The following is a 12738-nucleotide window of genomic DNA, read 5'->3' on the forward strand; positions in this document are numbered from 1 at the left end:
GGCCGCGATCGGGCAGATGACGGCGCTGTACCGGCTCTACCGCCGGCGGGCGCACCTGCCGCTGAGGACTCGGCTGCTGGTGACCTTCGGCGCGGTGGCCGCACTGCACGCCGCCGCCGTCGTGCTCCTGGTGGCCGGTGCGGCCGGGGGCGGACCGCCGCTGGGGATCGGACTGGTCCTGACGGCCTACCTGGCGGGGGTGAAACACAGCTACGACTGGGACCACCTCGCCGCGATCGATAACTCCACCCGGAAGTTCGCGGCCCAGCACCGCGATCCAGTCAGCGTGGGCTTCGCCTTCAGCCTGGGCCACAGTTCCGTGGTGGTCCTGGCCGGGGTGCTCGTGGTGGCGGGAGCCTCGCTGGTGGAGAATTTCATGGTGGAGGGGACTGCCGGGAACCTGCTGCTGGGGCTGGTCGGCAGCGGGATATCGGGGCTGTTCCTGCTGGCCATGGGCGCCTTCAACGGCTCCGCCTTCCTCCGGACACTCAAGGTGTACCGCGGTGCGCGCAATGGTGCCGCGATCTCCCACGAGGACCTTGCCGCGAAGGGCTTCGTGACCCGGCTGCTCGCGCGTCCGCTGGCCCGGGTCCAACATCCCAGGAACATCTACGTGATCGGATTCCTCTTCGGGCTGGGTTTCGATACCGCCACCACCATCGGGCTGCTGGTCATGGCGACGGCGGCTTCCCTGGCCGGCGTTTCCCCGCTCGCGCTGCTGGCCCTTCCGCTGGCCTTCGCGGCCGCCATGACGCTGTGCGACACCATCAACGGCGTGGCCATGATGCGGATGTACCGTTCGGCCCTGACGGATCCGCGGCGCAAACTTGGCTTCAATGCCGTTATTACGGGCATTTCTGCTGTTTCCGCCCTCTTCATTGCGGTCATCACCCTGGCCGGTGCCCTTCACCAGGTGTTCGGGCTTGGCGACCCGCTGACCAGTTGGCTCGGGTCCGTGGACCTGGGCGACGCCGGGCTGCTGTTGGTGGCACTGCTGATGTCCGCCTGGGCCGCGGCCGCGCTGCACGGGCGGACATCCTCACGCGCCGGCTACGGACGTTGACCACCCGGCCGCCGGGCTGATCACAGCCGCCGCGCCCCCTCTGCCGGCAGGACGGCGAAGACGTCCGGTGCCGGCAGCCCACGGGCGGCGAAGCCGGCAAGGACCGCGGACCGGGCCCGATCGGCGTCGTTGACCGGAACCAGGGCGATGGCCGAGCCGCCGAACCCGCCGCCGGTCATCCGGGCCCCGATGGCCCCGTTGGTGCGGGCGGCGTCAACGGCCAGGTTCAGTTCCGGGCAGGAGATCTCGAAGTCGTCCCGCATGGAGCGGTGGCTGGCGTCCAGGAGTTCCCCGATGGCCAGCGGCCCAAGGGTCCCGAGCAGTTCCGCGGTCCGGGCGACCCGTGCGTTCTCGGTGACGATGTGCCGGACCCGGCGGAACGTCTTCTCGTCGAGGATCCGCTCGGCACTGGGCAGATCGGCGGCGCCGAGGTCGCGAAGGGTGCCCACGCCCATGGCCCGGGCGCCCCGGACGCAGGAGGCCCGGCGCTCGGCATACCCGCCGCTGGCGTGGGCGTGCGAGACCTTGGTGTCGATGACCAGGCAGAGAAGCCCGGCTTCCTCCAGGCCGAGCGGTACCGGGCGGGAGCTGAGGTCACGGCAGTCCAGGTAGACGGCGCAATCCTTGGTGCCGAGCATCGAGGCAGACTGGTCCATAATGCCGGTGGGTGCGCCGACGACGTTGTTCTCGGCACGCCGCCCTATATCCGCCAATTCGGCGCGGCCCAGGCCGGCTCCGGTGAGATCGGACAGGGCCAGGGCGACGGCGCACTCCAGGGCTGCGGAGGAGGACAGCCCGGCCCCAACTGGTACATCGGAGGACACAAACAGGTCAAAGCCCGGCACCGTGACCCCGGCGCGTTCCAGCTCCCAGGCCACGCCGGCCGGATAAGCGGACCAGCCCGCAGCCTGGTCCGGGGTGAACGTGTCGAGATCGAATTCTGCGGGTTCAGCGCCCGGGAACCCGGAAGCCAGGCGCACGGCGCGGTCCTCCCGGGCTGCCACGGCCACGGTGGTGCTGCGGTTGATGGCGAAAGGCAGGACGAGTCCCTCGTTGTAGTCCGTGTGCTCGCCGATCAGGTTGACCCGTCCCGGTGCCTGCCATACGCCGTCGGGGTGCCGGCCGAAGAGGCCGGCGAAGGCGCCGGCCAGCGCGTCCGCCGGGCCCGTTCTTGTGGTGTCGGTGGTGGTCATCGCGCTCCCGTCCTGGCGTCCCGGAGCCGGGCGGCGACCTCTTCGGGCGTGGTGTCGTTGATGAAGGCGCCCATGGCGGCCTCGGAGCCGGCGAGGAACTTGAGTTTGTCCGCGGCCCGCCGGGGCGAGGTGAGCTGCAGGTGCAGGTAGCCGGACCGGCGCAGCACCGGGTCAAGGGGGGCCTGGTGCCAGGCGCTGATATACGGCGTCGGGCTGCCGTACAGGGCGTCCAGCCGGCCCAGCAGGTCCGGGTACAGGACGGCGAGCTCGTCGCGTTCGGCGCCGTTCAAGGCCGCCAGGTCAGGAACCTGGCGGTGCGGGACGAGATGGATTTCCAGCGGCCAGCGCGCCGCGAACGGCACGTAGGCGCTGAAGAACTCGCCCTCCACCACCATCCGGGCGCCGTCGGTCCGTTCGCTGGCCACAATGCTTCCGGTCAGGGTGGCCGTGCCGCCCGCTGCCTCATGGAACCGGCCGGCGGCCGCGGCCATCACGGCGGCCCGGGGCGTGACATAGGGGTAGGCGTAGATCTGGCCGTGCGGGTGGTGCAGTGTCACGCCGATGTCCTGGCCGCGGTTCTCGAAGCAGAACACCTGCGCCACGCCGGGCAGGGCGCTCAGTGCCTCGGTCCGGTGGGCCCAGGCGTCGATCACCGTGCGCACGCGCCGGGTGCTGAGGGCGGCGAACGTTCCCGTGTGCTCGGGCGTGAAGGCCACGACCTCGCACCGGCCGCCGGCGAGCCCGCGGCTTCCCCAGCCCGGCGCTGCCGGGGCCGCGGCGAAATCCGGGCCGAGCGACGGGAAGCGGTTTTCAAAAACGGCGACGTCGTAATCCGCGGCCGGGATCTCCGACGGCCGCGCGTCTGTGCTCGGGCACAGCGGGCATTCGTCCGCCGGCGGAAGGTGCGTCCGGTGTTGCCGGTGCGCGGCGACCGCCACCCAGTCCCCGGTCAGCGCGTCGTACCGGATTTCCCCGGACGGGCCGCGTTCGGGAAGTTCGCGGCGGTCCCTGGAGGGGCGCTGCCGGGGATGGGTGGTGTCGTCGAAATACAGGAGCTCGCGCCCGTCGGCGAGGCGTGTGCTGGTGACCGCGGACAACGACGCCGGGGCGTCGCTGCGGCTGATGATGCTGGTCATGGGGTTCCTTCAGGGGTGGGGACCGGGCGGTCAGAGGGCCTGGACGTGCAGGAGCAGGGCGTGCTCCGGGTTCAGGACCGGAAGGGGCAGGCCGACGTGCTGGAGGAAGGCGCCGGACGCGACGGCGCCGTCTTCGAGCCAGGCCGGCGGCTGGATCTGAGAGAAGGTGTGCGCGTAGTCGCCGTCGAGGGGTGTCGGCAGTTCGGCCCGGACACGGTAGGTCCGCTTCGGGTCAAGGCCCGGCAGCGAGGCCTGCCCGGGGACCTCAGCCGGAGAGGATGCGAGGGACACGGCAGCGAACAGGGCCTCGCCGGCGTCGTGGGCAACCACACCGTGGACACTCAGGGTGGGCTCGGCGGTGTCCGCGTTTACCCGCTTGCCGGAGTGGATCAGGGCGCGGTGGCGCTTGTACAGCGCAATCACGCGGCGCAGAGTGGCGCGCTCCTCGCTCGTGGCCGCGCGGATGTCCCACTCCATGCCGAAGTGGCCAAAGAGTGCGGTGATGGCGCGGAAGGAGATGTCGTGGGTGCGGGCCGTGGTGTGCGAGGTGGTCGGGCCGATATGCGCTCCGACGAGTTCCGGAGGCAGAATCGCCTGGGTCCAGCGCTGGATGGTCTGGCGTTCCAGGGCGTCGTTGCAGTCCGAGGCCCACACGCGGTCGGTGCGCTGCAGGATGCCGAGGTCCACGCGGGCCCCGCCGGAGGAGCAGCTTTCGATCTCCACGTCCGGGTGCGCTGCCTTGAGCGCGTCGAAGAGGCGGTAGGCGGCCAGCGTCTGTTCGTGGACGGACGGGCGGCCGCCGCGGCCGTGCTCGGTGAGGTCGCGGTTCTGGTCCCACTTGAGGTAGGCGATGGTGTTTTCGCGCAGCAGGGCGTCGAGGCGGTCGTAGATGTACTGCCAGGCCTCCGGATTGGCGAGGTCCAGGACGTGCTGGTGGCGCCAGGTGTGCGCGAGCCGGCCGCCGTCCTTGTACGAAAGCGCCGACGGGCCCACGATCCAGTCCGGGTGTTCGCGGGCGACGTCGGAGTCCAGGTTGACCATCTCCGGCTCCACCCACAGGCCGAATTCCATGCCGTGGCCGGTGACGGCGTCGATCAGCGGGGTGAGGCCGTTGGGCCACAGGCCCTCGTCTACGTACCAGTCGCCGAGGCCCGCGTGGTCGTCGCGGCGGCCGCGGAACCAGCCGTCGTCGAGGACGAAGCGTTCCACGCCGAGCCCGGCGGCCGATTCGGCGAGTTCCAGCAGGGGTTCGAGGCGATGGTCAAAGTACACGGCCTCCCACGTGTTGAGCACCACGGGGCGGACCCGCCCGGACGTGGTGTCCACGTGCTGCGGCCGGGCACGGAACCAGTCATAGAAGGCCTCGGTGATGCCGTCCAGGCCATGGCCGGAGTAGGCGGCAAAGAGCGACGGCGTCCGGTAGCTGCCGCCGGGGGGGAGCACCACTTCGCCGGAGCCGAGCAGCTCCGCGGCGCCGAGCATGCGCCGGCCGTCGGTGAGGCTGTCGAGGTACTGCTCGTGGTTGCCGCTCCAGCCGAAATGCGTGGCCCAGACCTGGCCCCGGCGGTTGGAGAAGCCGGCGGACCCGGCAGCCACCAGCAGCGAGGAATCGTGGCCGGTCCGGCCGTGCCGGCCGGTACGGACCCAGGTTCCCTGCTGGACGGCGTGCCGCTGCGGGTGGTTTTCGCGGCACCAGCGGCCGGTGAGGTCGAGCAGTTCCGTGGCGTCCCGCGGCACCGGCAGCACCGCGGCCAGTTCCTCGAGCTGGTACTCGGCCGTGCCGCTGTTGGTCAGCGTGTGCGCCAGCTCCAGGAGGCCGCCGGGGTGAAGGGTGAGCTCGGAACTGATTTCCAGTCCGGCCTCGGAATCCCGGTGGATGATCAGTACCCCGTGCCCGCCCTCCTGCATCTGGGCGGACACCACCCGCAGGGCCGGCGAGAAGTCCTGGCCGGGTCCGCCGTCGGCGTTCCGGTGCCCGCGCAGGCCCGGCCGTCCGGCCCAGCCGGAGGAGGCCTGCGGGAGCAGCCCGGCGGTGACGGGGATGTCGAGGGCGGAGTGGGGGACGGGCCCGCGGAGGACCGCCAGGTCGGGGAGGTGTTCGCCGAGGTCGGCGCCCCAGTGGACGATCTCGGCCTCGCCGGAGTCGAAGGCCAGCAGGAGGCTGGTGCCGGCAGAACGCAGGTGCACGGGGTGCATGGGATTCGCTTTCAGTTGTGCGGAAGTCAGGTGCTGGTGCGCGGGATCCGGCTCGGGATCCCGCGCACCGGGCGCCGCCGTTACTGGCGGCTATGGCTTCAGAGGCTTACTTGAAGAGGGCGTTGACCTGGTTGTTGGCCTCGGTGAGGGAGCTGGCAGGCTTCTTGCCGGAGAGGACGGCGTCCATGGCCGGCTTCATGATGCCGTCCACCTTGGCTGCCTTATCCGCGATCGGGAACAGGAACGTGGTTCCTTCCTTGACGTGGGTGGTGAAGGCGGAGACGTCGGTGCCCTTGGCCTTGAATGCTTCGGCTGCCTTCTCGGAGGAGCTGGTGAGAGCCGGGAACACGACGCCCTTGGAGGCTACGACGTCCTGGCAGGCGGTGGAGGCGAGGTATTCGACCCACTTGACTGAGGCGGCCGGGTTCTTGCTGCCGGCCCAGACGGAGTCGGCCAGGCCGTTGAACATGCTGGCGCGCTTGCCCTCGGGGCCCTTCGGGGTGGGGGCGAACGCGGTCTTCACGCCCTTGTAGCTCTTGTACTGGCCGATCAGCCAGTCACCGGTGGTGTTGATGGCAGCCTTGCCGGCGCCGAAGTTGTCCGCCAGGCTGGCGCCGACGGTGGTTTCGAGCTTGGGCATGTAGCCCTTTTCTACGAGTCCGGCCCACCAGGCGATGGTTTCCTGGAACTTGGGGTCGTCGTAGTTGAACTTGGTGCCCCAGGGGTTCTTGTCCGTGGCGCTCCAGCCGGTGGTGGCGCTGAGGAAGCTCCACTCGGTCTGGCCCTGCCCGGAGCCGCTGCCGGCGAGACCGAGGCCGTAGACGGCCACGTTGTTCTTGTCGAAACCTGCCGCGTCGCCGCGCACGCCGTTCTTGTCCACGGTCAGGTGCGCGATTGCCTTCTCGTAGCTGCCGCCGTCCTGCGGGTTCCAGTCCAGGTTGGCCATCTGCTCGGCGGTCAGGCCCGCGGAGTCCGTCATGGCCGTGTTGTAGAAGAGGCCCACGGTGTCCCAGTCCTTGGGCAGTCCGTAGCGCTTGCCGTCCTGGCCCACCCAGAGCTCGGGGAGTCCCTTGGTGTAGCTCTCCAGCTTGATGCCGTCCTTGGCCACTGCGTCGTCAAGGGAGAGCAGCTGCTTCTTCGCGGCGTACTCGGGGTACTTCGAGAGGTGGTTGGTGAAGACGTCGGGGGCAGTGCCGGCGACGAAGCCGTTGGTCAGCGTGGTCCAGTAGTCGTCCCAGCCGCGCTGGGTGATCTTGACCTTGATGTCCGGGTTGGCCTTGGTGAAATCGTCCGCGCACTGCTGGTAGGCCGGGAGCTGGTTGGCGTCCCACAGCCAGTAGTTGATTTCGCCCTTGGCCTCGGTGGAGGCCGGGGCGGACCCGCCGCAGGCGGAGAGGGAGATTGCGATGGCTGCGGCGGCAGCGACGGCGCCGAGGGTCTTCTTCATGGTGGACCTTTCATGGAAGTGCTTCTTTGAGGGGAACGCTTGTTGACGGGGCAGTGCGTGTTGGGTCGGGGTTACTTGATGCCGGAGAAGCCGATGGAGTTGACCACCCGCTTGCCGAAGGCGATGAAGAGCAGGAGGACGGGCAGGGCCGCGATCAGTGTTGCGGCCATCAGGCCGGACCAGTCGGGGGCGCCCTGCGGGGACTGGGACTTGAAGACGCCCAGACCCACGGTGAGGACGCGGACACTTTCGTCCTGGCCCACCAGCAGCGGCCAGAAGTACTCGTTCCACTGGCCGATGAAGGTTAGCAGCGCCAGGGTGGCCAGCGGGGCCGCGGCGTTCGGGAGCACGATCTGGAAGAAGATCCGCACGTGCTTGGCGCCGTCGAGCATGGCGGCCTCTTCCACCTCGCGGGACATGGAGAGGAAGAACTGGCGCAGGAAGAAGATGGCGAAGGGGGTCATGAACAGGAACGGCAGGGCCAGACCGGCGAATGTGTTGAGCAGGCCGAGGTTCTTGATCATCAGGAAGTTGGGCAGGGCTGTGAAGATCGGCGGGACCATCATGGTGGCCAGGAACAGGCCGAACACCACGTTCCGGCCCGGCCAGCGGAGCCGGGAGAAGGCGTAGGCGGCCATCGCGCTGAAGAAGACCTGCCCGGCGGTGGTGACGGTGGCGAAGATGACGGAGTTCCGCAGGTACAGCCAGAAGTTGATGGCGGCGCCGGAGCCGCCCTCGGCGATGGCTTCCTCGGGGCTCTGCAGCCCCAGGACCCGCTTGAAGGCGCCGAGGCTGAAGTCGGCCGGCAGCAGGTTGCTGGCGTTCGAGGCCAGGGAGGCGTTGCTGGACAGTGCGGTGCGGAGCATCCAGAGGAACGGCGCGATCGTCACGACGACGGCGATGGCGACGAGGGTCCAGGCGCCGACGCGGCGCCAGTTAACCGGCTTCCTGGGAGCGGGAACGGTGGCGGCGGGTTTCTTGCGGGAAGGGGCGGAGGTAGTCATGGCTGGGGTTCCTTAGTCCAGATCCGATTCGTTGCCCTTGAGGAACTTCATCTGGACGAAGGCCACAAGAGCGAGAATGACGAAGAGAATGACGGACAGGGCCGAGGCGTAGCCGAAGTCGGATTCACCGAAGGCCTTCTGGTAGATGTACATCTGGATGACGCGGGAGGCATTGATCGGGCCGCCACCCGTGGTCACTGCCACGGTGTCGAAGACCTGGAAGGAGCCGATCACGGTGACCACCAGGACCAGCACCAGCACGGGGCGCAGGAGCGGCATCGTGATGCTCCAGAAGGTCCGGGTCGGGGAGGCGCCGTCGAGCGAGGCGACCTCGTACACGTGGTTGGGGATGGACTGCAGGCCGGCGAAGATCAGCAGGGCCGTGTATCCCATGTGGCGCCAGACGTTGACGCCGGYGATGGTGGGGATGGCCCATTGCTCGCTGCCGAAGAAGGCGATGCGCGGCAGGCCCAGCCAGTTGATGACCTCGTTGACGATTCCCAGCTGGTAGTCGAGCATCCAGAACCACAGCAGCGCGACGATCACGTTGGCCACTAGGAAGGGCAGCAGCAGGGCGCCGCGGATAAGCGTGGACTTGGCGACGTTGTGCATCAGCAGGGCCAGTCCGAGCGCGATCACCGTCTGGAAGCCGATGTTCAATGCCACGTACTGGACCGTGACGGCCATGGCGTTCCAGAACAGATCGTCCGCGAAGATCGCGGTGTAGTTTTTAGTGCCGATCCAGGTGGGATCCCCCAGGACGCTGTACTCGGTGAAGCTGAGGTAGACGCCGCGGATGCTCGGCACAAGGTAGAACGCCACGAAGCCGAGCAGGGCCGGGGCGATGAAGAGAAGGGCAACCTTCAGGTCGCTCCGGGGTCGGCGCCGGCGGCGGGGGGCAGCGTTGCCCGTTCCCGTGCCGGTCGCCTTGCGGGCCGGGGCGGCTCCGCGGGCAGTTGTGGTGGTCATTGGTGGTTCCTCCGCAGTTACGTGGATGCTGTGACGTGGATTACAACTGGGGATAAATCTACACGAGTAACTTTCCAATGCGCAACAGTTTCTTCCATGTTTCCGGGCTGGAAACTTCCGCTCATCATCAGCTATTGACTCGAGTAGAAACTGGTGTGAAACTTGCGTGCATGACGTTCTCACTAGGCATCGTTGGCGCCGGACAATTCGCAGGCGCCTTCGCCAAACTCTTCGACGCCCACCCCGCAATTTCAGAAGTCCACGTCACCGACGTCCTGCCGGAACGGGCCGAGGCCCTCCGGGAGCGGCTGGGCCTGGCCGGGACCTATCCCAGCTTCGAGGCCATGCTCGACGGCGGCCTGGACGCCGTGGCGATCTTCACCCAGCGCTGGACGCACGGGCCCCTGGTGCTGCAGGCGCTCCGCGCGGGCAAGCACGTCTACTCGGCAGTACCGATGGCCATCAGTGAGGACGAGATCGCCCAGATCATCGACGCCGTCCGCGACACGGGCCTGACCTACATGATGGGCGAGACGAGCTACTACAACCCCGCCACGGTGTATGCCCGCAAGCGCAGGGCCGAAGGCGCATTTGGCCGCATTTTCTATGCCGAGGGCGACTACGTCCATGACATGGACCTTGGCTTCTACGAGGCCTACCAGTACAGCGGCGGGGAGGACTGGAAGCGCACCGCCAGCTACCCGCCCATGCTGTATCCGACCCACTCCACCGGCGGCGTACTGGGCGCAATCGGCGGCCATGCCGTCAGCGTCAGCTGCATTGGCGTCTCCGACGAGCGCGGCGACGGCGTGTTCGACAAGGACGTCAGCATGTTCGGCAACGACTTCTCCAATGCCACCGCGCTGTTCGAACTCTCAACCGGCGGGTCCATGCGCATCAACGAGATGCGCCGCGTCGGCTACCCCTCCCACCTGCGCGAAAGCCGCTTCCGGTACTTCGGCACGGACGCCAGCTTCGAACAGCTGGCCACGGTCAGTGTGTGGCAGGACAAGGAGTCCGTGACCGACGTCAGCGCGGAACTGGCCACCGGGGCCACGCTCGCTGCCGACGATCCTTCGCTGGCCGGTGTCGCCCCGGCCCTGCGGGACGCCTTCACCTCCGGCATGGCACCCGTGCACGACGCCGGCAGGCTCCCCGCCGAGTTCCGCGGACTTCACAACGGGCACGAGGGAAGCCACCACTTCCTGGTGGACGACTTCGCCACAGCCGTCGCCACCGGAACGCTCCCGCCCGTCAACGCCTGGGAAGCCGCCCGCTACACCCTCCCGGGCATCGTGGCGCATGAATCCGCCCTCCGCGGCGGTGAGCGGTTGCCCGTGCCGGACCACGGCGACGCCCCGGCCAAGCTGCCCGCACAGGGACCCAACGAGGAAGGCTTTGCCGGGGAACTCCGGCGGTAGCATGGTCACTGTGCCACATTCGCCAGCCCCCGCCAGGCCCACGATCACCCGCAAAGACGTGGCCCGGCTGGCAGGTGTCAGCACCGCCGTCGTCAGTTATGTGGTGAACGATGGCCCCAAACGGGTCTCCCCGGCGACGGCCGCGAAAGTGCGTGAGGCCATCAGCGCCCTCGGGTACCGGCCGAACGCCGCGGCGAGGGCACTGAAACTGGGCTCGAGTGAAATGCTCGGCATGGTGGTCGCGGATACCACCAACCCCTTCTTCGCCGCCCTGGCCCACGCCGTGGAGGAAGCCGCAGCGGCGCGCGGCTACGCGCTGCTGCTGGCCAACTCGGGCGGATCAGCGGCCAACGAACGCCGCCAGGTCCGGAACCTCGCGAGCCGCCGCGTGGACGGCGTCTTCCTCTCCAGCGTGCTGTTCGAACCCGACCTGACAGAGCTTGAGCATTCGGAGATCCCTGCCGTGCTGCTGAACCACAGCAGCGAGGTGCCCGGCTTCAACTCTGTCGGCGTGGAACTGCAGGAAGGCTCCCGGCGCGCCGTTGAACACCTTGTGGGCCACGGGCACCGCAAGATCGCGCTGGTCATGGGCATGAACGTCGGCAATGATCTGGACGGGCGCGAGATCGGCTGGCAGCAGGGGCTCGCGGAGGCGGGGCTCCCGGAAGGGCCGATTGTGCGTTGCGACTTCGACCGCCAAGGCGGCTACCGGGCCGGGCAGCGGCTGCTCGCCGCCGCGGACCGGCCCACCGCGGTGTTTGTCAGCTCCGACCTGCAGGCTGTCGGCCTGCTGCGCGCAGTGCAGGAGGCCGGCCTGCGGATTCCCGAGGACCTGGCCGTCTTCTCCTTCGACGGCTCGGCCGAGGCGGAGTACAGCTGGCCACCGTTGAGCACCGTGGCACAGCCCGTGCAGGCGATGGCCGAGGCCGCCGTCGAGGCGCTCATCGACTCGGACGGCGTGTCTCCCACCCGGAACAGGACCTTCCCTGTGGACCTGGTCCTCCGGGCGTCGTGCGGCTGCGTGCCAGGGCCCGTGCCCGCCGCGCCCGCCCGGTAAGGTTCCGCCCCGCGCCGATACTTGTTCCCGGCGTCCTTCCCTGCGGCCGGCAGGGGCCAAATGGTCTATCGTTAGCGCTAACAGGATCCGGGGGCGGGCCACCAGCGGGCGTCCAATGCCCTCCTATAGTTTGATTTCAAGCCGGTGGACGCATCGGAGCGGAAGGGGCCTCGCATGGGGAACAGCAACGACCGGCGGCAGCCGCGGCTCGAAGACGTCGCAGCGCTGGCCAAGGTTTCCCATCAGACTGTGTCGCGGGTGATCAACAACCACCCGAACGTCAGCACGGCAACAAGGTCGCGGGTCGAGGCAGCGATCGCCGAACTCGGCTACCGGCGCAACACGGCCGCCCGGAGTCTGGTGACCCGGCGCACCCAGACCATCGGCGTCCTCGCCTCCGAGCTCGGGCAATACGGCCCTGCGAATACCCTGCTAGGGGTCCAGCAAGCCGCCCGGGAAGCAGGGTATTTCGTGAGCATTGCCGCGATCAAGGGGGCCGGGGCGAAGGCCATTTCCGATGCGGTGCGCCACCTGACGGACCAAGGCGCGGACGGAATGATTGTGATCGTGCCGCACGACGGGACACTTCAGGTGCTCGAGGACCTGAACCTGGATCTCCCGGTGATCGTCGTCGGCGGAACCGGGGAAGGGCGGCTGAGCGGCGCAATGGTCGACCAGAAGCTGGGGGCGCGGCTGGCCGTCGCCCATCTGATCAGCCTGGGCCACCAGCGGATCGGCCATGTCTCCGGACCGCTGGACTGGGTGGACGGCAAAGCCCGGGTTGACGGGTGGCGCGAGGAGCTGGCGGAAGCCGGCCTCTCCGACGAACTTCTGGTCGAGGGGGACTGGAGTGCAGGCAGCGGGTACCGGATCGGGCAGCAGCTGGCAGAGCAGCGCAGCGCCACCGCGGTGTTCGTCAGCAACGACCAGATGGCGCTCGGACTGCTGCGGGCGTTCGGCGAAAAGGGTATCCGCGTGCCGGAAGACGTCTCCCTGGTCGGCTTCGACGACCAGCCCGAATCCGCCTACTTCATGCCGCCGCTGACTACCGTGCGGCAGGACTTCGAGGAACTCGGAAAGCGCTGCATGGACCTGATACGCGCCCAGATCGAGGACGATGCCGCCAGCGGCGCCCTGGTGGTCAAACCTGAGCTCGTGGTGCGCGCCAGCACCGCGCCGCGGCCCCTGCCCTCCTAAGGGCCGAAGCCCTCCGTTTCCGGCAATGCCTGCCAGCACTTCTTGACAGTTTCTT

At 68.5% G+C, this 12738-nt stretch carries 10 protein-coding genes; 4 read left to right on the forward strand and 6 right to left on the reverse strand.

Annotated features, from left to right (window positions below; all coding sequences use genetic code 11):
• Positions 1-16: 16 nt before the first annotated feature.
• The gene (locus AC1DR1_RS02395) at positions 17-1063 is read left to right on the forward strand and encodes a HoxN/HupN/NixA family nickel/cobalt transporter (protein WP_229994285.1); all 1047 of its coding nucleotides are present in this window, start codon (positions 17-19) and stop codon (positions 1061-1063) included.
• Positions 1064-1083: 20 nt separating this feature from the next.
• Here the strand turns inward: AC1DR1_RS02395 and galK are convergent, their stop codons facing one another.
• From galK to AC1DR1_RS02425, 6 genes are all read right to left on the reverse strand, one after another.
• A complete protein-coding gene (gene galK, locus AC1DR1_RS02400; RefSeq protein WP_364746688.1) occupies positions 1084-2256 on the reverse strand; it encodes a galactokinase in 1173 nt (390 codons plus the stop codon).
• Complete coding sequence (galT, locus tag AC1DR1_RS02405; protein ID WP_364747065.1) at positions 2253-3353, reverse strand: galactose-1-phosphate uridylyltransferase; 1101 nt, start codon at positions 3351-3353, stop codon at positions 2253-2255. Before galT ends, galK begins: the two co-directional genes overlap by 4 nt.
• 69 nt (positions 3354-3422) lie before the next feature.
• Positions 3423-5588 (reverse strand): alpha-galactosidase, encoded by a 2166-nt coding sequence (locus AC1DR1_RS02410; protein WP_476965995.1) that lies wholly within the window; start codon positions 5586-5588, stop codon positions 3423-3425.
• A 106-nt stretch (positions 5589-5694) separates the two neighbouring features.
• On the reverse strand, positions 5695-7035 hold the full coding sequence (locus tag AC1DR1_RS02415) for an ABC transporter substrate-binding protein (protein ID WP_229994252.1): 1341 nt from the start codon (positions 7033-7035) through the stop codon (positions 5695-5697).
• Positions 7036-7106: 71 nt separating this feature from the next.
• Positions 7107-8039 (reverse strand): carbohydrate ABC transporter permease, encoded by a 933-nt coding sequence (locus tag AC1DR1_RS02420; RefSeq protein ID WP_364746693.1) that lies wholly within the window; start codon positions 8037-8039, stop codon positions 7107-7109.
• A gap of 12 nt (positions 8040-8051) precedes the next feature.
• Entirely contained in the window at positions 8052-9008 is a 957-nt protein-coding gene (locus AC1DR1_RS02425) for a carbohydrate ABC transporter permease (protein ID WP_476992126.1), read from the reverse strand.
• 170 nt (positions 9009-9178) lie between these two features.
• On the opposite strand from AC1DR1_RS02425, the gene AC1DR1_RS02430 reads away from it, so the two are divergent.
• From AC1DR1_RS02430 to AC1DR1_RS02440, 3 genes are all read left to right on the forward strand, one after another.
• Entirely contained in the window at positions 9179-10429 is a 1251-nt protein-coding gene (locus AC1DR1_RS02430; RefSeq protein ID WP_476992127.1) for a Gfo/Idh/MocA family protein, read from the forward strand.
• Between the two features lies 1 nt (position 10430).
• Positions 10431-11486 carry a LacI family DNA-binding transcriptional regulator gene (locus AC1DR1_RS02435; RefSeq protein WP_364746696.1) on the forward strand — a complete coding sequence of 352 codons (1056 nt, stop codon included), beginning with the start codon at positions 10431-10433 and terminating at the stop codon, positions 11484-11486.
• Between the two features lie 174 nt (positions 11487-11660).
• The gene (locus AC1DR1_RS02440; RefSeq protein ID WP_476992128.1) at positions 11661-12683 is read left to right on the forward strand and encodes a LacI family DNA-binding transcriptional regulator; all 1023 of its coding nucleotides are present in this window, start codon (positions 11661-11663) and stop codon (positions 12681-12683) included.
• Positions 12684-12738 lie beyond the last annotated feature (55 nt).

The organism is Arthrobacter sp. P4_F10, from assembly GCF_056401435.1.

What these genes read in the sequence shown, in the direction of transcription:
- AC1DR1_RS02395 (WP_229994285.1), top strand. Translation starts at nt 17, where the DNA reads ATGACGGCGCTGTACCGGCTCTACCGCCGGCGGGCGCACCTGCCGCTG.
- galK (WP_364746688.1), bottom strand. Translation starts at nt 2,256, where the DNA reads ATGACCACCACCGACACCACAAGAACGGGCCCGGCGGACGCGCTGGCC.
- AC1DR1_RS02410 (WP_476965995.1), bottom strand. Translation starts at nt 5,588, where the DNA reads ATGCACCCCGTGCACCTGCGTTCTGCCGGCACCAGCCTCCTGCTGGCC.
- AC1DR1_RS02415 (WP_229994252.1), bottom strand. Translation starts at nt 7,035, where the DNA reads ATGAAGAAGACCCTCGGCGCCGTCGCTGCCGCCGCAGCCATCGCAATC.
- AC1DR1_RS02420 (WP_364746693.1), bottom strand. Translation starts at nt 8,039, where the DNA reads ATGACTACCTCCGCCCCTTCCCGCAAGAAACCCGCCGCCACCGTTCCC.
- AC1DR1_RS02430 (WP_476992127.1), top strand. Translation starts at nt 9,179, where the DNA reads ATGACGTTCTCACTAGGCATCGTTGGCGCCGGACAATTCGCAGGCGCC.
- AC1DR1_RS02435 (WP_364746696.1), top strand. Translation starts at nt 10,431, where the DNA reads ATGGTCACTGTGCCACATTCGCCAGCCCCCGCCAGGCCCACGATCACC.
- AC1DR1_RS02440 (WP_476992128.1), top strand. Translation starts at nt 11,661, where the DNA reads ATGGGGAACAGCAACGACCGGCGGCAGCCGCGGCTCGAAGACGTCGCA.